Origin of the sequence: Gallicola sp. Sow4_E12 (assembly GCF_052116305.1) — a bacterium.
In the GTDB taxonomy this organism is placed as follows: Bacteria; Bacillota; Clostridia; order Tissierellales; family Peptoniphilaceae; genus JBQKLI01.
Genome location: NZ_JBQKLI010000012.1, coordinates 40,895 through 65,763 on the forward strand (window position 1 = coordinate 40,895; position 24,869 = coordinate 65,763).

Genomic DNA, 24,869 nt, shown 5'->3' on the forward strand with positions numbered 1-24,869 from the left:
AGACCGCACCATTCGGCGCAGTCTCTTTTTCTAGAAGGCCACTTTCATCGATAAAGCTACAATACAAAGAACAATGGCAAAAGGAACATAAAGGAAACGTCCCATAAAATACCACCTTTGTCCTTCCTTGTTTACTCTTCCCTTATTGATTTCAAAAAGAAGATCTTCTTTTTTCATAATCCAAAACCAGGATATAGCCCCTAAGGTTGCTCCTAAGGGAATAATGTAGATCGAAACGAGATCCATCCATGGTCCCCAAGAAACAATAGTTTCCATATTTAATCCAAATCCTAAACAAACAACGGATAAAAATATCAGTATCATGCCACGGTTGAATTTCGGAAATTTATGAAGCAGCGATTCTGCCACAGCTTCAAACATATTCTGAAGAGAACTGACTCCAGCAAAGATCATTGCTGTATATAGAATAATTGCAAAAAGCTGTCCCATAGGAATATCTTGAAGAATCTTCGGCAATGTTACAAATAAAAGTCCAGGTCCGGCTCCCACATCCAATCCATAAGCAAAACATGCGGGAATAATAACCAAAGCCGCTACAAGAGCTGCTATAGTATCAAAAATAGCTGTATGCCTTGCAACTGAAACAACATCCTCTTTCTCTTCTAAATAAGCACCATAAACGATCATACCGCTTCCAGTAATAGAAAGGGAAAAGAAAGCTTGTCCCATCGCCCAGATCCACACCATAGGATCTCTTAAAACTTCCCACCTTGGAATAAACATAAAGCGGTACCCTTCTGCTGCATTCGGAAGCATTGACACTCTTATCGCTAAAATCACAAAAATCACAAAAAATAACGGCATCATAATTTTATTGCTCTTCTCAATACTTTTAGCTCCTAAGTACAAGGTTAAAAGCGTTGCCAAAACTACAATAATATGAAAAGGCATTACAGAATACCCCTCCATGGAAAATGATGCAAACCATTGTTCTGTATTTACCGTCATTAAACTTCCTGTTAAGGAGTCCAATAACGCCTTTCCAACATAAGCTACAATCACCGCATAACCTATAGCAATACACATTGAACCGATTAAGGGAAGCCAGCCCAGTACTGCTCCTGCTTTTCCTAAATTTTTACTTCGGCTTTTCCACGCATTTTCATAGGAACCTAGTGTCCCCGTCCTCGCACGGCGCCCAATGGCAAACTCTGAGGGCAGCCCTACATAACTAAAGATAAAAATAAAAAACAGATAGATTAAAAAGAAAGCTCCCCCTCCATTTGTCCCCATCTTGTTAGGAAATCCCCATACATTCGCCATGCCTACTGCAGAACCTACTGAAGATAATATAAAGCCCCAGCGGCTGTTAAAACGTTTTGTTTTTTCTTTCTCATTCATAGTATACTTCTCCTAATTTAAAATTCTCCATACAGTATTGTAACATTGATGGAAATTTATTGAAATCTTTTATGAAATAAAACCGCTAAAAAGATCTTTACTTAGAATATATGTTCTGTTATACTTGTTCTAAACAGTTAAGGAGGTCTTTTATGAACATCTTTTATCATATCGATGTCAACTCGGCCTATCTTTCTTGGGAAGCAGCTCACCGGCTTTCTTTAGATCCCTCTGCCATCGACTTGCGGGAGATACCAGCTATCATAGGAGGGGACGAAAAAAAGAGAAAAGGTATCGTATTGGCGAAATCCATTCCCGCAAAAAAATACAAAATCCAGACAGGGGAGCCCATCCGCTCTGCTCTGCAAAAATACCCTAAGCTTGAAATCATCCCTCCTCAGTACAGCCTATATATGAAAGCAAGCCAGTCCATGGTGGATTTGATCTCAGAATACACTCCTTTGATCCAGCGCTTTTCCATAGATGAACTTTTTGCGCAATACATAGGACCTCCAGGAGAACATTTAAAACAGGCAGAAGAAATCCGAGAACGGATCTCTAGAGAATTGGGCTTCACGGTTAATATCGGAGTGAGCTTCAACAAGCTTCTGGCAAAAGTCGCATCGGATTTTACAAAGCCCGACCGTGTCCATCCTCTTTTTAAAGAAGATATCCCAGTGAAAATGTGGCCTCTTCCTGTAGGCGATCTTTTTATGGTAGGAAGACGTACAGAGAAAAAATTAAGAGAACGAGGAATTACAACCATAGGCGAACTCGCCGCTATGGATCCGAAATATATGTACCGCTGGATGAAAAAACCAGGACTTACCATCTGGAATTTTGCCAACGGCATTGAAAACAGCTCGATTCTTCTAAACTCTCCTCCCTATAAAAGCATCAGCAATTCCACTACCATGCCCTTTGATGTAGAAACGAAAAAAGACTGCAAAAGAGTTCTTCTAGCCATCAGCGAAAATATCGGCAACCGCTTAAGAGGACTTCATTTTAACGGACAAGTTTTATCCGTATCCTTCTGTAATACAGACTTCCTTCATTATAGAAAAGAAGAAAAACTGAATTTCCCCACTCAAAATACTCAAATTCTCTATAAACAAGCTGAAAAATTGTTTTCAGAGATCTGGAAAGGAGAACCCCTTCGAAAGTTCTCTATCCGAGTCAGCAAATTAACCAGCGATCAGGCAAAACAACTTTCTCTTTTTGAAAAAGAAGAAGAAAAATACAGGAACTTAGAAACAACTTTAGATCATTTACGAGAAGAGTACGGAAAAAGATCCGTCTACCGTTCCACCTTCCTCCATTCCGGAATATCCCCCATGATCGGCGGCGTAATGGAAGAAGAAGAGTACCTGATGATGAGCAGTACACTATAAAAAAGTGTGGAATGTGAGAGAGGGAAGAGAGGAGTTGAAGTAGAAACGAGGAGCCTGTTTCCTTTGTTTGATGTAACGCATCTTCGATGCTGATGCAAGGGATATTCACAGAACTGGCTGCCATTGCTGATAAAGAAAATCGAGGTGATATTATGAAAATACTTATGATCGAATTAGAAACTCTCTGCTACTATAATCGAAGAGAATATCCCCGCCCTCTTCGATTTAAAATCCTTCCCAATCCTAATGTTCCTGAAACCATAGAAAGACCGGTAATCCTTAAAGTCAGTCAAATTTTCTCCAGCCGTGTTATTGAAAAAGGAAAGAAAAAGACCATTGTTTATGAATGCATCAGCGAACTCTCTTCTAAAAAAATACAATACGATCTAAAATATTTCCCCGATACCCAAAGCTGGTATTTGTATCGGTATTGAAAAGAGAGGGAGTAGTGAGTAGGTTTTAGGGGCTAGGCAGTAGGGATAGAAAAAAGACCGCACCAAATGCGGTCTTTTTGCATTTTACAACAACGGCAATCATTCGCAAAGCGAATGATTGCCGTTGTTCCTATTACCTATTACCTATTACCTATTACCTATTACCTACTTTCTACTCTCCAAATACTCGTCAATATTTGTTTTGATAGAAGGTACTTTTGTTCCGTAGATAACTTGAACCGATTCGCCTGATTTCATAATTCCTGCGGCTCCTGTCTGGCGGAGGGCCGCTTCGTCTACTAAGGAAGAGTCTTTCACTTTTAATCGAAGTCTTGTAGCGCAGTTGTCTACTTCGATCAGATTATCTTGTCCTCCCAGAGCATCCACGATCTCAGGAGCGTTTTTAAATTCGCTGTTTGTTCCAATGCCTTTTGCTTCTCTATATTCATCTTTCGTATGAAGTTTAGAAGCAACACCTTCTTCTTCTCTTCCAGGAGTCTTTAGATCGAATTTTACAATAAAGAATGTAAAGACGAAATAATAAATTACTGCATAGACCACACCGATAATCACTACCGGCAACCAGTTTGTCATGGCATTTCCAGGCAATATTCCGTAGAGAAGGAAGTCGATCCCCCCTCCAGAGAAGGTCAAACCTACCCCCACGCCTAAAGCATGGCAGATCGCAAAGGACAGGGCTCCTAGTACACAATGCACTCCGAAGTAAAGGATCGGAGAAGCAAAAAGAAATGAAAATTCTAAAGGTTCTGTAATTCCCACAAGCATTGATGTTAAAGAGGAAGATAACAATAATCCCTTAACGTCTTTTTTACGTTCTTTCTTAGCTTGGCGATACATTGCAAAAGCTGCCGCCGGGAAACCAAAGATCATAAACGGAAACATTCCTGAGAAGAATCTCGCATATTCCGGATTGATCTGCTGTCCTGCTGCAAGCTGAGCAAAGACGATGTTCTGTGCCCCTTCTACAACTGTTCCGTTAATGGTTTCCACTCCTCCTAGGGCTGTCTGCCAGAAAGGAAGGTAGAAAACATGATGAAGTCCTAACGGGATCAAGGCTCTGTAAATATATCCGTAGATAAAGGTTCCTACAACTCCTAAACTTCCGATAAGCTCCCCCAGCTGAGCAATCCCTCTACCGATAAACGGCCAGATAAAGGCAAATATAATCCCTAAAAGAAGCCCTGCCACTGTGGAGATGATCGGTATAAATCTTGTTCCTGCAAAGAAGGACAATGCCTCTGGCAGTTCGATTTTATAAAAACGATTGTGCAGTACGCTGACGATCAGTCCTAGAATAATACCTCCTAAAACACCTGTATTCATGGTGTTTTCAAAACCTAAGTAATTTGCCGTAATCAATCCTGGTGTCGCCTGAAGGGTTTCCAAGTTCATAAAGTTTGCGATAGAAGACTGAAGCGCCGCATTCATCACAAAATAACCTACTGTAGCAGACAAAGCAGCTACAGCCTTTTCTTTCTGTGCAAACCCCAAAGCTACCGCAATGGCAAAAAGCATAGGGAGATTTCCGAATATAACGGATCCCGAATCTCTAAGCACCGCTAGGATTTTGTAAATAAGAGTACCTTCTCCCATAGCGCTTTGAAGATTATACAATTCTAGAAAGGCATCTCCCGTTAAGGAAGCTCCAAGACCTAAGAACAGTCCCGCCACCGGCAAAAGTGCAATCGGAAGCATAAATGTTTTTCCCAGACGCTGCAGGGTTTGAAATAATCTGTCTTTCATTTTCTTCACCTCATTTTATTTTTTATTCCAATAGAAAGAGCTATTCAAAATATTCAGAGCTATAAGGCATTGAATCTTTGAATAGCTCTCTCATTTACAGAATAGCATATAAAGAAAAACTTTTCACTATATTATATATTTATGTCGCATATCTTATATGCGCCCTACAAGATCTACAACAATTTCTCCTGCAAGTACTGCCGCTCTTCTTTCGAACTTCTCATAATCCTCTTCCCCGTCATCATCCGCAAAGTCAGATATACTGCGGACTCCTAAGAAAGGAATGTCGTTTGCATCGCAGACATGGGCGATAGCCGCCCCTTCCATTTCGACACAAGTTCCTTGAAAATCCTCTCTTAGCTGAAGCTGCTTTTCTTTGCTGGAAATAAACTGGTCTCCTGTGATGATATTTCCCCGACGAAGATCTCTTTCTGAAAAAACATCCTCCATAAGAGAAAGAAGTCTCTCATCCCCGGAAAAAGAATCTTTATAGGGATAAAATCTTTTCATCAAATCATGGTCAAAATCGTGATAAGAGAGGCTCTCTCCTAAAACAACTGACATATGCTTTAAGGAAGGATCTAAGCCTCCGGCAATACCGGTATTAATCACAGCATCTACCTTGAAATGATCGATCATCGCCTGAGTGATTAAGGCGGCATTCACCTTTCCCACACCAGAATCTACAAATACGATTTTTTTATCTCCGATGCTTCCTTCATAGAAAGTATGCTTTGCTATAACCACTTTCTTTTCATCTTGAACAATATTCTTAATCGCCTCTAATTCCACATCCATTGCAGCGATAATTCCAATTACCTTCATATTTTCTCCTTAAAAAGCTATTACAATACCGCCGTTGTTGGCATATACTGAAGATAACATTCCTGTTTCTACAATTTCAATTTTTTTGAAATTATATTTTTCTTCAATCATCTCTTTGAAATTCAAAGCCCTGTCCTTTGCATTGCAATGGGCAATAACAAGAATACTTTCCTGCAGGTCTTTCTTCTGCTCCCCTACAAGCTTTACAAGATTTTGAACGGCTTTCTGATAGCCTCTTCCTTTTCCAAATAGTTTAATACTTCCATCATCAGCACCCATTATCGGTTTTATGGACAGAGCCTTTATAAACGCTCCTGCCAACTGCTTCATTCGTCCATTTTTCACAAGATTGTCGTATTCATCTAGTATAAAGAAGGTCTTCATATTCGAAACAAACTCTTCAATTCTTTCAGTAATTTCTTCAAAAGAGTTATTCTCTTCTATAAACTCTCTTAATTTTATGGCAACAAGGGTTTCTCCCGCTGAAGCAGATTTTGAATCAATAACATGAATCTTTGTTTTATGGTTTTCCAAAAACATATCCTTTGCAAGGCAGGCATTGCTATAAGTCGCACTGAGTTTAGAGGATATAGTGATAACGAAATTTTCTGCACTTTCTTCGAAACGATCTATAAACAACTGAGGCGAAGGGGCTGAAGATTTCGGTGTTTTTTCTCCTGCATCCATCAAACGGACAAACTCTTCGATATCAAGATCTTCATGGTCTATATAATGTTCGCCGTCGATTTCGATATTAAATGGTACCTTTTCTACCTTGGTTCTTTCCAGAATTTCTTTGCTGGTATCGCAGCTGGAATCTGCTATAATTTTACGGTCGCTCATACTGCCCCTCCTTGATAGATCTTAATGATTGTATTTGTTTGAAATAAGCTCAGCCAGAACAACAGCATCTCGATTCATCTGTTCTTGATCCTGACCTTCAAGCATAACACGAACTAATGGCTCTGTTCCCGAAGGACGGATAAGAACACGGCCTTGACCGCTCATTTTTTCTTCAAGTTTCTTGATTTCATTTTGAATTTCTTCATCATCCACATACTTCATCTGATTTTTCTTTTTTACTTTTGCATTGACTAGAACTTGAGGATATGTAGTCATCAACTGATTGAGTTCAGACATTTTTTTGTTTTGATGAATTTTCATTTCAGCTACTTTTAATGCACTGAGAATTCCATCCCCTGTCGTGTTGTCTTCAAGGAAAATAATATGTCCAGACTGTTCTCCTCCGATAATAAAGCCTTCTTTAACCATCATCTCGAGAACATAGCGGTCTCCTACATTTGCTTTAAAAACGTCTACACCATGCTTCTTCATACATTCGTCAAAACCGATATTTGTCATAACCGTTCCGACTACACCGTTGTTCTTGAGTTTACCCTGTTCTTTTAAATGAAGAGTACAAGCAGCGATAAGATGATCTCCGTCCATAGTTTCTCCTGTTTCATCTACAGCGATCAAACGATCCCCATCACCATCGAAAGAAAAGCCCATATCTGCATTTGTTTTTGAAACAACTGTTTTAATAATCTCCGGATTCGTAGATCCGCAGTTCAAATTAATATTCATTCCGTCCGGTTCTGTGTTGATTACTTGAACATCAGCACCGAGTTCTTTGAAAAGAACAGGAGCGATCTTATAGGTTGCCCCGTGACCACAGTCTAATGCAATCTTTATTCCGTCAAAGCTTTCGCCAATCGTTGATTTTAAGAAATCAATATAAATACGAGATGCTTCTGGACGATCATATACTTTTCCGATTTTTTCGTGTGTTGGATAAAATTCCGTATCTGGATTGTCGATTAATTCTTCTATCTCATCTTCCAAGGCATCTGGAAGTTTAAAACCTGTCGATCCGAAGAACTTAATACCATTAAATTCTCCTGGATTGTGAGATGCAGAGATAACCGCTCCTGCACTCGCTTTATAATAACGAGTTAAAAAAGCAACAGCCGGTGTAGGAATAACCCCTAAACGGATTACTGAAAAACCAGCAGAATTGAGCCCTGCTATAAGAGCCGATTCCAGCATATCTCCTGAAAGTCTCGTATCCTTTCCGATTACCATAAGCTTTGTGTCATCATTAAGCTTTTCTGCTACAGCTCTTCCTATTTTAAAAGCTAACTCCGGCGATAAATCATCATTAGCAACTCCGCGTACTCCATCTGTTCCAAAATATTTCCCCATTTTGGACCTCCTTATATAACTCCATAATTTTTAAATCTTTTTTTATTATATCATATTAGGAGATAGGTTGTAGGTTATAGGGACTAGGGAAGGATAAAAAAACCGCACCCTATGGTGCGGTCTTTTTTCCTTTATATAAACAGTAATTATCCGCTTTTCGAATAATCACTTTCCTTCCCTATTCCCTAGTTCCTATAACCTGCTTCCTACTGAACTCGTACACTGACTTCAGAAGGTTCGATCTTTTCCAAAGTAACACCCTCTACCCGCTCTACTCCCACTGGAAGAGTCAAGGTGCCTGGCGATTGACCTTGAAGATCGATATAGCACTGAATTTCTGTTACTGCATCGACTGATGTAGTACTTCCCTTTACAGTAACCGCTACGGGAGCATCGTGAAGCACCGCTGCCTGACTACCTTCTGGAACATTTCTAAGTTCTATATCTTCCGTCTGAATATTGAATGTTTTAGATTTATCTGATACAACCTGTACATTGGCAATGATGTGTTTGTTTGGATCGGATAAAAAAACATCTTGAGGAAGTCTCAAACCTACATTGATATTCGCCGTCTCTTGAATCGTAGAAAGGTCAATAGGTTTTGTTTCAATCTCTATAATACCGTTTAATATTTCTCCGTCGCCAGTAATACTGATTGTCGATTGATTTAACGTCGGACCTTCCAGCTGAATCCCTTCTGCCGGTTCTCCTACCGTATTGAGTTTAATCGGTACTTCTTTTACAGAATTAATAGAAAGGCTTACACTGACTTCCTTCTGGCTTAATTCTACTCCTACGACTTGTTTGCCGTCAGCATTCACAAGAGTAATCGGAACATTTAAAGTCGTATCATCTTGAATCTCTTGAAGATTGACCTGTGTTTTTGCATGATGTATCTGGTTGACGATGGAGCTTGGGCCCGTAATACTGACTCTATTTGGTTTTACTTCTGTTCCCATCAGCATTATATGATTTGAAGGCAGTGCATTGATCGTCTCAACTGTAACAGGGATCTCTTTATCGATAATTTTTTCAAATTTAAATACAATAGAATTCTGCGACTGCTGATACACTACGGTATCTCTTGGCGCCTGCACCGTAATCGGCATAGATTGTGTTTGAGAGCTAAACCGAGCTAGATCTACCTGTACGATAATATCTCTCGGCTGAACCTTGTTGATTTCATTTCTTGGGCCGGATAATGTAACATTAATAGTCGGTTTTTTCGGTTCCACAATCACCATGTCATTATTTTGAAGAGTTTCTTCATTGATCAATTCTACCGGCAAATTGCGATACTCTCTTCGAATCGTAGGATTTGTCGCTCCCATAACATAACTCCAAAGAAAAATCGCAAACACAATAGAGATTAATCCAGTTGCTATTTCTTTTCTATTTTCTTTCATTATCGGTCCTCCATTCAGCCAGGAAGCCGGCATTTACTTTCTTGTAAAACTCAAGCAGAATTTCTCTTAAGGTATCTTCATCGATATATCTTGTGATCTCTCCATTTTCAGTAATAGAAATTGCACCGGTTTCTTCCGATACAATAATAGTTAAAGAATCAGATTTTTCCGATATTCCAAGAGCTGCCCGATGTCTTGTTCCAAGTTCTTTTGATACAAGCTTACTGTCTGTTAAAGGAAGAAAACAGGCTGCAGCCTTGATTTTGTCCCCTTTAATAATAACAGCACCATCATGAAGAGGCGTATTAGGGATAAATATATTAATCAATAATTCGCTGGAAATAAGGGCATCCAGCTTCGTTCCTGTTTCCACAATTTCATTTAATCCTGTTTTTCTTTCCAAAACCAGCAGCGCACCGATTTTCTGTCTTGATAAAGAAGACATCGCTGTAACAATTTCGCTAGAAACTTTTTTAGCATCCTCGTCTTGTATATCTAATATCGATTTATTAAAGAAATTATTTCTTCCTATAAATTCCAGCACACGTCTAAGCTCTGGCTGAAATACAATCAGTATCGCTATCATACCGAGAGTCATTGTATTTTCTAAAATCCAGTTAATTGTATAAAGTCTGAGCCATCCGCTTACCTTTGCGATAACAAAAAGCGCTATAATTCCTTTGATCAGCTGCTCGGCTCGTGTTTCCTTGATAAGCAGTATTAATTTGTACACTACAAAGGCAACGACTGCAACATCGATAATATCGAGTACACGTATACTGGATAGCTGGCTATTTATAAAGTTGATTATGGCATCCATTTTTCCCCATCCTTATCTTTATTTTCATCCATATTGTATCATATAGCCACAAGAAAAAAACGCTGTAAGACAGCGTTTTCATATATCTTGAATCCCTAATTCGTTTTTAACCAGTTGAACAAGTGTTGACAATGCCTCTTCTTCATCTTCCCCAGAACAGCGGATTGTAAGAAGAGTATCCTTTTTGGCAGCCATAGCTAAAATACTGATAATACTTTTTCCGTTATATTCTCTATCCTCTTTAATAAGTGTTACTTCTGATTCAAATTGAGTCGCTGTTCGCAAGAACTGGGATGCAGGTCTTGCATGCAAACCAATGCTATTTGTCACAGTAACCTTTTCCTCAACCATAAAAACCTCCGGTATTTTACTTAATCAGATTATCAACACCTCTAATTAAAATTAATTAGAGGGCTCTTTATTACTAAAATTCGAATAATAAATGCGGCTGGAATTATTTTCAATAAAAGACTACGTTATTTTTGTAACAAGAACCCTCTGATAACCCATTGCTACTAGTATAACACAGCTTCATCAAATTGTCGAATTCTTGTCAATATTATTAAAATATACAGTTTTAACCGTTTAAAACATAGCGATAAAACAACTTCCCCTTTATTCTCTTCCTAGCCCTTCTCCCCTTCCAAAACGACAAAGAACCTCGAGCTTTAAACAGCGAGGTTCTTTGTCGATATGAGGGGTCATATATTCTAATTACTTTTTCTGTCCGTAGCTTTCAAATTTGATCGCCATCTTTGCCATTTCTGCATCATCTAATACAACAGGTTTACCGATTGCCCTTGCCATATAATAAATTTGAGCACAATACTCTACTTCTTCTATTATATTAAAGGCATTTGCCAAGGAATGTGTCCCTGCCAAAATTCCATGATTTGCTAAAAGTACTGCATTTCGATCGATCATAGCTTCGAAAGCATTCTCTGCAAGTTCTGGACTTCCATAGGTTGCATACTCCGCACAGCGTACATTTGGTCCGGCTACTGCTATCATGTAGTGAGCGGGAGGAAGATCTTCTCTTAATGTAGCAATAACTGTTGCATAAGTAGTATGTGCATGGATAACGGCGGTGATATCATCACGTTTTTCATATTGAATCTTATGCATCACCCATTCGCTGGACGGTTTTTTGTCCCCTTCTACGATGGTTCCGTCTAGTTTCATAATGACAATATCTTCTGGTTTGATTTCGTAAAAATCAATTCCTGTCGGTGTTATAGCCATCAGCTGGGTTTCAGGATCGTACACACTTAGATTTCCTCCTGTCCCTTTTGTTAGACGGCTGTCTACCAACGCTCGTCCATATTGGATGAGTTCTTGCCGAGCTTTATCCATTAACATAGTTATCTCCTTTATACTGTGATTTTATTTTATTCGTATAGCAGTGCTTTCACGTCTTCAGATTCTACATTTGAAGAATCATACCATACAGCACCTGTATCCACATCGGCTACTGGTTCGCCTTTTGCAGCTTTTACAGCTAATTCTACTGCTTTGTAACCGATTTGAATTGGATCTTGTGTTACAGATCCGAATAATTGTCCTTTTTTAACAGCGTCAATTTGTAATGCGCCGGAGTCGAATCCTACTGCTATAACTTTTCCTTCTCCAACTTTTCCGCCCACTGCATTATCTGCATTGATAATAGATTTTGCACCGAACTCGTTTGAGCCGAAGATTCCAACTAGATCTGCTTTGTTTAATAATGTTTGTGCTTGAGTTTGACCGTCTGCATCTGTTACTTTTGCAGGTACTGCTAAATCGATAATGACAACAGCGCCGTTTTCTGCAACACCGTTTGCGAATTTGTCGTTTCCAACGATAGCAAGTTTTTCCCCAACATTTGGTGCAGCCTTTGCTAATTCAGTCATTTTATCGATAAACCCTTTTGTTCTTCCTACTAATGAAGCAGAGTTTACTTCTTGAGATACAACACCGATACGCACTGGCGCTTCTGCTGTAGCTGCTTCAACCTTAGCTTTAATTTCAGGATACATTTTTTCTGCTGCAATCGCTGCTGCTGCTTCGTTGTCTGTAGAAGCAGTTGCTGCTATTGTACCTTCCGGTGCTCCAGGAACTCCTGAGTCGAATCCTACTACAGGAATATTCGCTGATTTTGCTTGAGCTAATAAATCCAATGAAGCTGTTGTGTCAAGAGCTGCAAAGGCAATTGCATTTGGTTTTTTGTTGATCGCATTTGCAAGCATTTGTACTTGATCTTGAATCGCTGTTTCATTTGGAGGGCCTTGGAAAGTGATCGTTGCGTTTAGATCTTTTGCCGCATTATCCGCTCCTTGGTTAACTGCTTTCCAGAATTGATGCTGGAATCCTTTTGCCAATACTTCTACTACGATAGGTTCTCCCTCAGCCGGCTTTGCTGCATCATCTGCAGGAGCTTCTGTGTTCGTTCCTCCGCCGCATGCCGTTAGAAATAATCCGCATACTAATGCTGCACTTAATAAACCTTTCATTCTTTTTTTCATTTTTTTCATCCTTTCATTATTTTTTTCTGTTACGAATAACATCCAAGTATACTGCCACTAATAATACGATACCAGTTATAAAGGTTTGATAATGAGCTTGAAGACCGATAAAAGGCAAGCCTACTTTCAATATCGTCATAATGAACAAACCGATAATCGTTCCGCCGATTCCTGCAATCCCTCCTGCTAAAGAAGATCCTCCGATTACAGCTGCTGCGATGGCGTCAAGTTCAAATCCTACACCTTCGCCTGGCATAATAGTGGTGTACGTTGCCGCATATGCTATCCCTGCTAGTCCTGCAAAGAAACCGCATAGGGTATAAGCCAAAAATTTGTATTTATCTGTATTGATACCAGATAATCTAGCAGCTTCTTCGTTGCTGCCTAGTGCAAGAAGATAACGTCCAAACTTTGTTTTCTTTAAGATAATTCCCATTAGAATCGCAACCACTGCCAACACTATGATCCCTGTTGGAAATCCGCTTTCTAATTTAAAGATTGATTTATACCATCCTTCTCCCATAGTTCGAAGAGGATAGTTTACAGTCTGTACTTGAGTAATGATAGATCCTAGACCTACCGCAAGCATCTGTGTCGCAAGTGTTGTAACAAAAGGATTGATGCGTGCTTTTGTGATTAATGCTCCGTTCAATGCTCCAAATACTGTTCCGATAATCAATGTAATAATAAGAGCCACACCTACTGGAAGACCAGCCTTCTGTGCAAAATAACCCCCGATCAATGCGGAAGTGTTCATTACCGCTCCGATAGACATATCGAACCCGCCTGTCGCTATAGCAAAGGTTACACCGATTGCCAAGAAACCTGCATAGTAGCTGGAATCAAAAATACTTGCTAACGTATTTCCAGAACGAAAGGCCCCGCTTCTTAAATAAAAGAATCCGTACAATATGATTAATACAATTAGGGCTATTCCCTGCTGCGAACTAATAAACTTTCTAAAATTGAATTTTGAATTGTGAGTTTTTGTTAAGTCGGACATTATGCCACTCCTTCCTGAGATGCATATTTCATGATTACTTCTTGATTCGCTTCTTGAATCATCAAATCTGCAGTCTTTCTTCCTTCTGACATTACGATAACACGGTCGCTTAATCGTAAAATTTCTTCCAGTTCAGAAGAAATCATGATAATCGATTTCCCTTCTGCAACTAAAGCATTCATCAGCTTATAGATCTCGTTTTTCGCCCCTACATCGATCCCCTTGGTCGGTTCGTCGAAAATCAAGATATCGCTTTTTGCATGAAGCCATTTTGCAATAACAACCTTTTGCTGATTTCCTCCGGATAAAGTCTTCGCAACCTGATTTACAGAAGAACATTTAATGGATAAGTCATCCACATATTTTCCAGCAACTGTTTCTATTTTTTTATCGTTGATCAAAGCACCTTCTACAAATTCCGGAATCGTACACATAGAAATGTTATCGGCTACATCAAAATCTGTGATCATACCGTCGCTTCTTCGGTCTTCTGAAAGATATCCGATACCATGTGCTACCGCATCTGCAGTGGAATGGATTTTCGCCTTTTCTCCATTGATATAGATCTCACCCGAGTCAAGAGGATCGGCTCCGAAAATCGCTCTGGCAACTTCAGTTCTTCCTGCTCCCATAAGTCCTGCAAAACCTAAAATCTCGCCCTTTTTCAAGGTAAAACTCACATCTTTGATATGCTTGTCTCGATTAAGATTTTTCGCTTCCAATACTACTGGCGCATCTTCCGGCACTGTTGATTCTGCTTTCGGTTCCACATAGCTTACACGTCCAACCATCATATTAATCAGCTGGTCTTTTGTAGTTTCTTTTGTCTCTACCGTTCCTACATATTCTCCATCTCTCATAACCGTAATTCGGTCCGTAATAACTCCGATTTCATCCATTCTATGGGAAATATATATAATTCCGATTCCTTTTGCTTTCAATTCCCGAATAATTCTAAATAATTGGACTATTTCTTCATCGGTTAGAGAAGTTGTCGGCTCATCGAAGATGATAATTTTTGCATCCATGGAAATCGCTTTTGCAATCTCTGTCATCTGCTGCTGTCCTACAGGGATATCTTTTACTGTTGCTGCCGGATCCACATGAACACCCAGCTCTCTAAATAATTCTTTGGATTTTTCGATCATTTCCCCGTCGTTTATAAGCACTCCATTCATGGATTCTCTGCCGATGTAAATGTTTTCTGCCACCGTCAAATCCGCCATCATATTCAGCTCTTGATGGACGATAGCAACCCCTGCCTCTTGAGCTTCTTTCGGATTTTTAAATTCTGTTTCTTTACCGAAATACGTAAGCGTCCCTGATTCCAAACTGTATACTCCGGAGAGTATTTTCATAAGCGTTGATTTTCCTGCACCATTTTCTCCCATAAGTGCATGTACTTCGCCGCTTCTAAGGTCCATATGAACATCCTTTAAGGCCTTCACAGGGCCGAAGGTTTTGCTGATATGTTCCATTTCTAGTATTGTTTCATTCATAAGCTTCTCCTTTAAAGCACACCCTTTTTCAAAATAATATTGGCATAGAGTGCATCTTCCCCTGTAGCGACGACTGCATAAGCATCTTTTGCTCTTTCATAAAAATCGAAACGTTCTATATAGCCGATACTAAAGTCTTCCTCAGAAGTTTCCAAGGTCTCTTTGTACGTTTCCCAGATTTCTGGCTTATAATCATCCCCCGGTGTAACTTCCATTAGAAAAACTTGAGTCGGACTGTATTTGCTGTCCAGCGGAAAAAGCTCTAGTATACTTTTCAACAATTCATCGCATTTATGGCCATCTGCCCTTACCACTCTTTGACGAATCCTGGCAGATGGGAAATTCCCATCTGCTAAGACTATTTCATCTCCATGACCCATTTCCATTAAAATCTTTACAAGCTCGGGAGATAGAATTTTAGGTATTTTTTTTAGCATGATATACCGCCTATTTATAAAGAGGTCCGTAGTATGCGCAGGCTCTTAAGTCGGATCCTTCTAAATCTTTTGTTCCAAAGCCTTTGAATGCATGAGGTCTAAACACATTTTCGTCTTCCACATTATGCATAACGACCGGAATTCTTAACATACTTGCTAAAGTGATGATATCTGCTCCAACATGACCATGAACACTTGCACCATGATTTGCTCCCCAGTTTGCCATTACATCATAAACCGTTTCAAAACCTTTCATACCGATGCGTGGTGCAAACCAAGTTGTCGGCCAAGTAGTATCTGTTCTGTCTTCTAAAACTTTAGAAACATCTTCAGGAATGTGAGCCGTATAACCTTCTGCTATTTGAAGAGTCGGTCCTACCCCTTCTGCGATATTTACACGAATCATAGTGATCGGCATCTCCGCTTCTGTGATAAAGTGAGAAGAGAAACCGCCGCCTCTGAAATACTGATGGTTCGCTGCTCGCCAGTCTGTCGCTTCTAAACAAGCTTTAATATCTTCTTCTGTCATATTCCAGAACTCTTTCATCGTTCCGTTTCCTTCTTCATCTTGAGCTGCCCCTGAACCGTCTAAACAAGAAGCGCCAGAGTTGATCAAGTGGATTACACCGTTTTCAGCAACACCTGAAAGCTTATGACCTGTTACTCTTTCTACAGATTCTGGAGACCAATATGTTCTAACATCTGAGAAGATTGGAGCTTTGTTTGTAAGAAGTGTTCCTAAAAGCATCGCTGTGCCGTTTAACGTATCATTTTCTGTAGCGAAGGCAATAGGAGCTCTTGCACCTGTCCAGTCGAAAGTAGAAGCAAGGATCGCTTCTGTAAAGTCTGCATTTGGAAGCCAGTCTGTCCATTGTCTTTGTCCTTGGAATCCTCCGGCGATACCGTTTCTTCCTAAAGCTTCTTCATGCCAGCCTTTGTCTGCAAGTTTTTTATTTCCAAATAAAATATCTTTGCAGATCATGGCATGTTTTACACAGAAATCCCATTCTTCTTCATAAGGAACAACTTTTGATTTTCTTATATTTTCCTGTAAAGATTCGTCATCGTTGATATCCAATCCTTCTTTACAGTTGTTTTTCACCCATTCTCGTGCAATTTCGAATTCTTCTTCATCGTAAATTTCTAATTTGATTCGGCGAAGAATTTCTGTCATATCCACCCATTCAGTACGCATTCCCAAGTATTTTTGGAAGAATGAAGCCTGAGCATCGCTGCCTGCTATCCCCATAGCAACGCTTCCGATATTTACATAAGCCTTGTCTTTCATTTGACCTACTGCAACAGCACCTTTTGCAAAACGAAGAATTTTTTCTTTCACATCTTCTGGAACGCTTGTGTCAGTGGAATCTTGTACATCATGACCGTAGATAGAAAATGCAGGAAGTCCTCTTTGTGCATAAGCGGCCATTACCGCTGCCAAATATACAGCTCCCGGTCTTTCTGTACCGTTAAATCCCCATACAGCCTTGATTGTATTCGGATCTAAATCCATTGTCTCAGTACCATAACACCAGCATGGAGTTACGGTTAATGTAGCCACTACATTTTCAGTAGAAAATTTTTCTGCACATCTGGCTGCTTCAGCACCGCCGCCTATATTCGTATCAGCGATAACACATTGAGCCGGTGTGCCGTCTGCATATTTTAATTCGCTTTCTATCAATTCCTTGGCTGTTTTTGCCATATTCATTGTCTGCTCTTCTAGACTTTCTCTAACACCGCCCCAGCGGCCGTCGATTGTTGGTCGTATACCAATTTTTGGATAACTCATTCTTTCCTCCTAAATTTATTTGTAATTATTCCATAGTTCCCAATTTTTGGGAAAATAGCTTTTTAAATCATTGGATTTATCTATTGCTTGAAGAAGACTTTCCTTTTCTTCTTCCTTCGCAATAGTTTCCAGCTGTGCCAATATATTTCCAATAGCCGTAGCCTCTTTCGGCCCTGCTATTACTTCCATATTTAAACCATCGCTTATCATCTGGCAAAGCATCTCTGACTGAGACCCCCCGCCGATAACGTGAATTCTTTTGAATTTTCTTTCGGTTACTTTTTCTAAATAATGCACTAGATTTCTGTAACCTAGAACCACGCTTTCGTAAATGCCTCTAAAGTAGTCTGATTTTTTCTCTAAAGGCTTCTTTCCTTTTTCTTTAAGATAACTTTCTATATCTTCTATAAAACTTTCCGTCTCCTGTCCAAATACAGCTTCTTGTACATCGATAATAGCTTTAAATGGTTCAGTATTTGCTACTATCGTTGAAATTTCCTCGTAAGAATATTTTTTGCCTTCTCGAACTTCCAATTCTTTTATCAGTTTTTCTATAAGATAAAGACCCGTTATATTTTGGAAAAACATATTTCTGCCGTTATAGCCTGTCTCATTTGTCAGGTCGAAACGAAAAGCTTCTTCTGTGAGAACCGGCTCCTCTGTATAACATCCCAACAAAGACCATGTCCCGCTGGATAAGAAAAGGGTTTCTGGATCTTCATAAGCCTTTGTGATCGCCACAGCACTTGCTGTATCATGAGAGGCTACGGAGACAACAGGGATATCTTTTTTTCTGAGATCTGGATTTTTAGCATTTTTTGTAGATCCGATAACCCTTTTATTTTCTACTGTTTCTGGAAACATAGTATTCGAAAAACCAAAAGCCTCTATAATTTCCCGATTCCACTCTCCTTTTTTCAAGTCAAACATTTGAGTCGTAGAGCAGATCGTTTTTTCTCCTTTTTTTTCGCCTGTTAAGTAAAAATTAACTAAATCCGGCATCATCAGAAGACTTTCCGCTTCTTTTAAAATATCGGGCTGGAGTTTTTTAATAGCCGTCAGCTGAAACAGTGAATTAATTGCCATAATCTGATTTCCTGTTTTGCTGTAAAGAGAATACAAGTCCATCTCTTTTTTCACTTCTTCAAAACCTTTCACATTTGATTCGTCTCTATAGGATAAAGGATCTTGAACTAATTCTTCATTTCCGTTCAAAAGACCGAAGTCCACACCCCAGGTATCCACACCTATGCTAACGATTTCCTCATTGCATTCTAAAATACAATTCTCAATAGTCGAGATAAGCTTTTCCCATTCCCAGTAACGTCTGCCATCTTTTTCGATGATCTTATGACTAAGTCTCATAATTTCATCCAGCTGCAAACGCCCATTTTCTACAAAACCTAGAATTCCCCGAATCGATGTAGCGCCCATATCAATAGCAAGCACTTTTTTCATGAATCCGCCTCCATATTCTTTGCTATCGTTTTCCATATATTTTATTATTTTGTTGAGATAAGAATATCACACTCTCGTCATTTGTAAAGATTTGAAGGATATATTGGATTTTCTACACGCTTTTGATTATAATTAAAGCTAAAGTATTCAAATTCGTTCATTGTAAAGTAAAATCCCTTATAAAAATTTAAAGGAGAATATTATGATTCCATCCGAACGCATCAAACAAATTACAGACATTCTTTATCAGCAAAAAACAGTCAGCGTAAAAGAACTCTGCAGCATCCTCTACTGTTCCCCTTCCACCATCCGAAGAGATCTTATCGATCTGGAAGAAGCTGGAGTCCTTAGACGGACAAGAGGCGGCGCAACCCTGATTTCAAAAAACATTACAGAGTTTTCCAGCTATATCCGAAGTCTGGAAAATTCTAAAGAAAAACAAAAGATTGCCTCCATGACTACGGATATGATCCATGATGATATGTCTATTTTCTTAGATTCCTCTTCAACGGTTCATTTTATCTGTGACTATTTATATAAATACAAAAACCTTATAATCATTACAAACTCCATTCTTGTCCCTTATAAGCTGATGAATCATGATGACTTGAGAGTTTTCTGCACTGGCGGGGTTTTAAAAAAACATACCCATTCCCTCGTAGGAGATATGAGCTATGCCTTCGTAAAAAACTATAAGCCGGATATCTGCTTTTTCTCCTGCAAAGCCATAGACCCTACCGGAATCTTCGAAGCAGACTATCAGCAGACAAATGTAAAGAAAAACATGCTGGCAAATGCAGGAAAATCCGTCCTCCTGGTAGACCATTCGAAATTCGAAGACTCAGCCTTCATAGCCATCGACGACTTCTCCAATGTCGACACCATCATCACCGACAAAAAACCAAACAACTTCAAAGATTTCTCCATGGAACAGCGCGAAAAATTTCTATGGCCTGAAAAGAATGAATAAGAAAAGAAAGAATGATAGAAAGAATGAAAGAAAGTGTGATAGTTCGAAAAAAAAGTGTGACAGTGTGGAGAGGGGAGAGGGGAATTAATGATGAAAAAGCGGAGCTTTTTCTGCTTGGTATAGGTGGTAGTTTTTCTTAGTATTAGGAAGATTATGAAGCTTGTATGCAATAAACGGATCAAAACTTCTCTAGTTTTCTACAATATACAATTTCTTGTATTCAATTGAAACGTTCGATCAAAGTAAAGAATGAAAATTATATATGCATAATTTTCTATCTCTTTTTTTCTAATAAAAAAAGGAAAGCGATGATTCTCGCTTTCCTTACTTAAACTCCCCTCTCCCCTCTTTCACACTCTGAAGTCCTAGCCCAAATCATGTTCCTCGATTTGGTTGCAGGTCTCATGCCACTCGTTGCCCAAGAGCAGTCTTTTTGCGGTTGGTTAGAAACGATCGGCCACACTTCTTTTCTATCTCTATCCAATCATCTTTTGATACATTTCTTCTATTTCTTCTTTAACTGGATCTTTTGGGTTTCCTGGGGTGCAGGCATCTGCCATAGCAGATTCCGCTAGGAATGGGATATCTTTTTCTTCTACGATACCTTTAAGATTTTCCGGGATTCCTACTTCTTTCGCGAGATCTTTTACAGCTTGAACGGCTGCTTTTCTGTATTCTTCCGCAGACATGTCTTCTGTACCTTCGACACCCATCACTCTGGCGATATTTTCATATTTTTCTCCTGTTGATTCTGCATTATATTCCATTACAATCGGAAGAATAATCGCATTCGCAACACCATGAGGAGTATTATATACAGCACCTAATGGATGGGCCATAGAGTGAACAATACCAAGACCAACCTTTGAAAAACCCATTCTTGCAGTATATTGAGCAAGAGCCATCATTTCACGGCCTTTTTTCTCATTTCTTACTGCTGCTGGAAGATACTCTGCGATCCATTTTATCGCTTCTAAATGAAACATATCTGTCATTTCCCAAGCGCCTTTTGTAATATAGCCTTCGATAGCTTGAGTTAATGCCTCCATTCCTGTTGCTGCTGTAAGATCTGCAGGCATTGTTTCCATCATAACCGGATCAACGATCGCTGCAACTGGAAGATCATGAGGATCTACACAGACTAATTTCTTTTTCTTTTCCGTGTCTGTTATAACATAGTTGATTGTAACTTCTAAAGCGGTACCTGCCGTTGTTGCAACAGCTATAATCGGAGTCGCTGCATTTTTCGTATCCGCAACACATTCTAAACTTATTACATCCTTAAACTCTGGATTAGTATGAACGATCTCTGAAGCTTTTGCACAGTCCATTACAGAACCGCCGCCTACTGCGATAATAACATCAGCTTCTGCTTTTTCAAGCTCTTTTAAACCATTAGTACATTTTTTATGGAAGGATTCGGATCGATATCTGTAAAAATTTCATAAGGCATCTTCGTATCTTCGAGAATATCCGTAACCTTTTCCAATAATCCGCTTGACTTTAAATAAGCGTCGCTAAAGATTACAGCTTTTTGATACCCTTTGCTTTGGATAACTTCCCGTATGCCGTCCAATGCTCCATAACCATGATAGATCAACTCGTTTAAAATAATTCTGTTTCCCATATTGTACTCCTTTCCGTTCTCTATATTTGCCCTCATTATCCCACTGCTCAGCTTGAATGTTAATATTTTAACACTTTTGAAGAACTAGTTGGAGTATTCTTTAAAATCTTCCAAATTTTCAAGAGGAGGAAGCTGTATTTTTAGCTATATTATATACTCACGAGGAGCAAAACTGTAAATCTAGCCTTTCTTATTCTAATGATTGTTCATAATTCTTCAAATATCGTCCTTTTTTCTTCAAATAAAAAACCAGCCCTAGTATAAGGCTGGTTTGCATTTATATTATTATCTAGCACCCAATTCGCCATTGTAGATATAAAGACCTGAACTGCTTCCTGCAATTCTGTCTAATCTTGTGATAATAGCATCAAATGTAGCTTCTTCTTCAACTTGTTCCATTACATACCATTGCATAAAAATTTCGCTGGCATTGTCTTTTGCTTCTTTAGCTGCTAGATAGATATCATTGCAGTTTTTAGTTACTTCTTTTTCATGATCGTAAGCTGCTTGGAAAACTTCTTCTATACTTCCGTAATCATTTTTTGGTTTTGGAATTGCATCATATTCTACAGCATATCCTCTTTCTTGAAGATAGTGGATCATCTTTTGCGCATGTTCCATTTCTTCTTGAGCTTGTTTCTGCATAAAGTGTGCAAAACCGTTCCAATCCTCATTTTCAAACCAAGCCTGCATCGCTGCATAGATATATGCTGATTCTAATTCAAAATTCATTTGTACATTAATTTTATCCAATATTTTATTATCCATATTCATTCTCCCTTTCGTTAGTTACTCTTTGTAATATATACCCTTATACATCGTATATAAACATTATTCCTCATAGAGTCCATAAACTCCATATAACTTAATATCTCTTGTACAAAATTCTTTGATGACATCTGGAATTTTGGAAATATTAAGCGGTACCGTAATCCCATTATACTTAATGATCAACTCCTCTATACACACAAAATCCAGAGTTTGGACAAGTTCATAGATTTTCTGATGAGTTTCTTCTAAATGCATATCCCCTATAATAAAAGTTATTTTCTCAGGCATCGATGATTGATCATTGGGATTGATTCTGTTGATTAATAGTACATTATTCATAGTAAATCCCCTTTTATCGCTTTCTCTCGCTGTCTCCTATATACCCTAATTTTTTTGAATTAATCTGATCTATTATATATAGTAAAAACTTGTTATTCCAGCCTTTCATTGATAAAATACAATTAACTTTATAGGAGGCCGTTATGGAAAAAAGAAAAATTCCCCATAAAAATATTAAAAAAAGAAGAAAAAAGAAAAAATCCCCTCTTCCATTCTTATTTTTCTGTCTTATCATTTTTCTTGGAGTTCTGTATTTCTATAAACCGCCTCTTAAAAACACTTCAGAAAATCCTCTATCACAGAAAGGGCCTCTAAGCGAAACGGCAAAAGAAAAAGATTTTAAATACTTTTATAATACGCTGAAAGAAAACTATCCTTATTTTACAATCGATGAAAAATTCAACAACGTTTCCTTTTTAGAAAAAGAAGATACTTATCTGAAACTGATCGAAGAAACAAAGGACGACGCCTCATATTTTGAAGCTCTGCAGAAAATCACAAACGATCTGGGAAGCGAAGTAAAGTTTTTAAGTAAAAAAGAATATGACCACTATTTAAAATATGAAAATATTTCATCCATGAAGCTCTGGACCGACACATTGAAACAGAAACATGCGAAAAACCGCTACAGTTCTCTTCCCATTACCGAAAGCTCGGATGTCCATGAAGATCTGACCATGACAACGCCGATACCGGAAGAAGTAGCCTATATTAAGATCAAAGATTTTAATCCTCTTTATGTAGACAGCGATGGAGAAAAAATCAAAGAATTTATCAATAATTTAAAAGGCTATCATACCTTGATTATCGATATACGGGACAATCAGGGGATTTCTGTAGACTATTTTATGGAAAATCTTGTCCTCCCCCTCTCCAATAATTATTATAAATCCACCGCCACCATTTTAGAAAAAGGCGACCCTTATACAAAATACTTGGATTCCTATCAGTCGGATCACTTCACCAATCTGCCAGAAAAAGCAGATTTAAATGATATCGCAAAAACTTTAAATATCCCGAAAGAACGAGCCGACAAATTCGAATACGGCAAACAGTATTCCCTCCGCTCAGAACCGCAAAAAGGATACCCCTTTAAAGGAAAGGTCTATATCCTTCAGAATACAAAGACAAAATACGCTGCAGATACCTTCGCTCAATTTGCGAATCAAACAAGTTTTGCAGTCACTGCTGGAACCACCACCGGGGGCAGCGGCGTTAATATCTCCAATGTCTTTTTCTCCCTGCCCGAAAGCGGATTCGTCTTCCAAATGCCTGTAGGAATGGGATTAAACCCGGATGGAAGTTCAAATTACGAACACGGCACATCCCCCGTCCTAAACTACCCCGACAGCAGTAATCTGTTGAACATTATTGTAAAGATTGTGCAGTCGTAAAGAGAGAGGCAGGACTGCTGCGCAGCCTAGGCGGTATGCCTTCGGCAACCAAAGCTTTAGGCGGCACACCCTTGGTGACCAGGGAAAGAGAAAAAGAAGGAAAAGATAGGAAGTAGGGGCTAGGGAGTAGGGAAAGTGAAAAGATGGTCTGATCACGACATGGGTAAGTACTTTGTGTCAAGACATAGGTAAGTGTTTTTACGTTTTAAGGGGGACCCCCTATAGTGAAATGGATTGATATTGTAGAGTCAAGCCATTTCACTAGTTTCTTCTATGTCTTTAAAATTAATCTGATTGTACCTTATCCAAAGGTTCAAAGGAAACTAATTTTGGATAAAATGTACCTATTAATTGTTCTGTAAAATAAACATGATAACGACCATCCCCCAACTCCTTCAGCCCAATAGGATACCCTCTTAATGCAGAGCTTAGAGCAATAGAAGTCGATTTCCATTTAAAAGCACCTTCTTTATTGACCTTTCTTCTTTGGTAGCCAAAAGGGTATTCAAGGTCTTCTACATCTCCAGTGTAGAGTCTTGGCGATTTTATATAAATCGAGTCCGGTGTTTTTAACCCAATTGCTTCGTTTGGACCAATAGAATTGTATTCTTCCCGCCACTGATCCAATGCCTTTTGATTTCCGATGATTCCGCCGGGAGTGCGCCCTTCCATTTCTTGAGCAATATCCGCATGAAACCTCTCTAAAGAGCCATTTTGACCGGGACATCCTAGATCAGTTCTATCGGGGATAATCCCTAGGCTCATCCACCATGCTGACAGTTGAGTAAGCCCTAAAAGGCTTGAGGTAGAGCAAAAGAGCGTTCCATTATCGGAGCGGATAACCTTAGGCAGCCCGTATAGTATAAACAAT

At 39.0% G+C, this 24,869-nt stretch carries 23 protein-coding genes and 1 pseudogene; 4 read left to right on the top strand and 20 right to left on the bottom strand.

Going from position 1 to position 24,869, the window contains the following annotated elements; translation table 11 throughout:
- Positions 1-30: 30 nt before the first annotated feature.
- Positions 31-1,362, bottom strand: coding sequence for a sodium-dependent transporter (locus tag ACTQ46_RS07685; RefSeq protein WP_441748668.1), 1,332 nt, complete (start codon positions 1,360-1,362; stop codon positions 31-33).
- Positions 1,363-1,514: 152 nt separating this feature from the next.
- On the opposite strand from ACTQ46_RS07685, the gene ACTQ46_RS07690 reads away from it, so the two are divergent.
- Both ACTQ46_RS07690 and ACTQ46_RS07695 read left to right on the top strand, forming a co-directional pair.
- Complete coding sequence (locus ACTQ46_RS07690) at positions 1,515-2,753, top strand: DNA polymerase Y family protein (RefSeq protein ID WP_441748670.1); 1,239 nt, start codon at positions 1,515-1,517, stop codon at positions 2,751-2,753.
- A gap of 152 nt (positions 2,754-2,905) precedes the next feature.
- The gene (locus ACTQ46_RS07695) at positions 2,906-3,187 is read left to right on the top strand and encodes a hypothetical protein (RefSeq protein ID WP_441748672.1); all 282 of its coding nucleotides are present in this window, start codon (positions 2,906-2,908) and stop codon (positions 3,185-3,187) included.
- 165 nt (positions 3,188-3,352) lie between these two features.
- Here ACTQ46_RS07695 and ACTQ46_RS07700 read toward each other — a convergent pair whose 3' ends face one another.
- The 14 genes from ACTQ46_RS07700 to ACTQ46_RS07765 all read right to left on the bottom strand — a co-directional run bounded on the left by ACTQ46_RS07700 (position 3,353) and on the right by ACTQ46_RS07765 (position 18,897).
- Complete coding sequence (locus tag ACTQ46_RS07700; protein WP_441748674.1) at positions 3,353-4,951, bottom strand: PTS transporter subunit EIIC; 1,599 nt, start codon at positions 4,949-4,951, stop codon at positions 3,353-3,355.
- A 153-nt stretch (positions 4,952-5,104) separates the two neighbouring features.
- Entirely contained in the window at positions 5,105-5,776 is a 672-nt protein-coding gene (locus ACTQ46_RS07705; RefSeq protein WP_441748676.1) for a 5'-methylthioadenosine/adenosylhomocysteine nucleosidase, read from the bottom strand.
- A 9-nt stretch (positions 5,777-5,785) separates the two neighbouring features.
- On the bottom strand, positions 5,786-6,619 hold the full coding sequence (locus ACTQ46_RS07710; RefSeq protein WP_441748678.1) for a DegV family protein: 834 nt from the start codon (positions 6,617-6,619) through the stop codon (positions 5,786-5,788).
- 21 nt (positions 6,620-6,640) lie between these two features.
- The gene (gene glmM, locus ACTQ46_RS07715; RefSeq protein ID WP_441748680.1) at positions 6,641-7,981 is read right to left on the bottom strand and encodes a phosphoglucosamine mutase; all 1,341 of its coding nucleotides are present in this window, start codon (positions 7,979-7,981) and stop codon (positions 6,641-6,643) included.
- A gap of 206 nt (positions 7,982-8,187) precedes the next feature.
- The gene (locus tag ACTQ46_RS07720; RefSeq protein ID WP_441748682.1) at positions 8,188-9,387 is read right to left on the bottom strand and encodes a CdaR family protein; all 1,200 of its coding nucleotides are present in this window, start codon (positions 9,385-9,387) and stop codon (positions 8,188-8,190) included.
- Positions 9,374-10,207, bottom strand: a complete 834-nt coding sequence (gene cdaA / locus ACTQ46_RS07725) for a diadenylate cyclase CdaA (protein ID WP_441748684.1) — start codon at positions 10,205-10,207, stop codon at positions 9,374-9,376. The genes ACTQ46_RS07720 and cdaA overlap by 14 nt, the downstream gene beginning before the upstream one ends.
- A gap of 78 nt (positions 10,208-10,285) precedes the next feature.
- Positions 10,286-10,558, bottom strand: a complete 273-nt coding sequence (locus tag ACTQ46_RS07730; protein WP_441748686.1) for an HPr family phosphocarrier protein — start codon at positions 10,556-10,558, stop codon at positions 10,286-10,288.
- A gap of 363 nt (positions 10,559-10,921) precedes the next feature.
- Positions 10,922-11,566, bottom strand: coding sequence for an L-fuculose-phosphate aldolase (locus ACTQ46_RS07735; protein WP_441748687.1), 645 nt, complete (start codon positions 11,564-11,566; stop codon positions 10,922-10,924).
- 29 nt (positions 11,567-11,595) lie between these two features.
- Positions 11,596-12,708: a substrate-binding domain-containing protein gene (locus ACTQ46_RS07740; RefSeq protein ID WP_441748689.1), complete on the bottom strand. Its 1,113-nt coding sequence runs from the start codon at positions 12,706-12,708 to the stop codon at positions 11,596-11,598.
- A gap of 16 nt (positions 12,709-12,724) precedes the next feature.
- Positions 12,725-13,711 (bottom strand): ABC transporter permease, encoded by a 987-nt coding sequence (locus ACTQ46_RS07745; RefSeq protein ID WP_441748691.1) that lies wholly within the window; start codon positions 13,709-13,711, stop codon positions 12,725-12,727.
- On the bottom strand, positions 13,711-15,210 hold the full coding sequence (locus ACTQ46_RS07750) for a sugar ABC transporter ATP-binding protein (protein ID WP_441748693.1): 1,500 nt from the start codon (positions 15,208-15,210) through the stop codon (positions 13,711-13,713). Before ACTQ46_RS07750 ends, ACTQ46_RS07745 begins: the two co-directional genes overlap by 1 nt.
- 11 nt (positions 15,211-15,221) lie before the next feature.
- Complete coding sequence (gene fucU / locus ACTQ46_RS07755) at positions 15,222-15,647, bottom strand: L-fucose mutarotase (RefSeq protein WP_441748695.1); 426 nt, start codon at positions 15,645-15,647, stop codon at positions 15,222-15,224.
- A gap of 10 nt (positions 15,648-15,657) precedes the next feature.
- Positions 15,658-17,439, bottom strand: a complete 1,782-nt coding sequence (locus ACTQ46_RS07760) for an L-fucose isomerase (protein ID WP_441748697.1) — start codon at positions 17,437-17,439, stop codon at positions 15,658-15,660.
- 15 nt (positions 17,440-17,454) lie between these two features.
- Positions 17,455-18,897 (bottom strand): rhamnulokinase, encoded by a 1,443-nt coding sequence (locus ACTQ46_RS07765; RefSeq protein ID WP_441748699.1) that lies wholly within the window; start codon positions 18,895-18,897, stop codon positions 17,455-17,457.
- A gap of 202 nt (positions 18,898-19,099) precedes the next feature.
- Between ACTQ46_RS07765 and ACTQ46_RS07770 the strand changes: the two genes are divergently transcribed.
- Entirely contained in the window at positions 19,100-19,867 is a 768-nt protein-coding gene (locus ACTQ46_RS07770) for a DeoR/GlpR family DNA-binding transcription regulator (protein WP_441748701.1), read from the top strand.
- 476 nt (positions 19,868-20,343) lie between these two features.
- Here the strand turns inward: ACTQ46_RS07770 and ACTQ46_RS07775 are convergent, their stop codons facing one another.
- From ACTQ46_RS07775 to ACTQ46_RS07790, 4 genes and pseudogenes are all read right to left on the bottom strand, one after another.
- Positions 20,344-20,958 (bottom strand): hypothetical protein, encoded by a 615-nt coding sequence (locus tag ACTQ46_RS07775; protein ID WP_441748712.1) that lies wholly within the window; start codon positions 20,956-20,958, stop codon positions 20,344-20,346.
- A gap of 63 nt (positions 20,959-21,021) precedes the next feature.
- A pseudogene (locus ACTQ46_RS07780) lies at positions 21,022-21,530 on the bottom strand (iron-containing alcohol dehydrogenase); the annotation flags it as partial.
- Positions 21,531-21,779: 249 nt separating this feature from the next.
- Positions 21,780-22,262, bottom strand: coding sequence for a ferritin (locus ACTQ46_RS07785; RefSeq protein ID WP_441748703.1), 483 nt, complete (start codon positions 22,260-22,262; stop codon positions 21,780-21,782).
- Positions 22,263-22,325: 63 nt separating this feature from the next.
- Positions 22,326-22,604 (bottom strand): hypothetical protein, encoded by a 279-nt coding sequence (locus tag ACTQ46_RS07790; protein WP_441748705.1) that lies wholly within the window; start codon positions 22,602-22,604, stop codon positions 22,326-22,328.
- Between the two features lie 143 nt (positions 22,605-22,747).
- Between ACTQ46_RS07790 and ACTQ46_RS07795 the strand changes: the two genes are divergently transcribed.
- Positions 22,748-23,998 (top strand): S41 family peptidase, encoded by a 1,251-nt coding sequence (locus ACTQ46_RS07795; protein WP_441748707.1) that lies wholly within the window; start codon positions 22,748-22,750, stop codon positions 23,996-23,998.
- Between the two features lie 285 nt (positions 23,999-24,283).
- On the opposite strand, the gene ACTQ46_RS07800 is transcribed toward ACTQ46_RS07795, so the two are convergent.
- Positions 24,284-24,869 (bottom strand): integrase core domain-containing protein (locus tag ACTQ46_RS07800; RefSeq protein ID WP_441748709.1); only part of this gene is annotated, 586 nt, incomplete at its 5' end.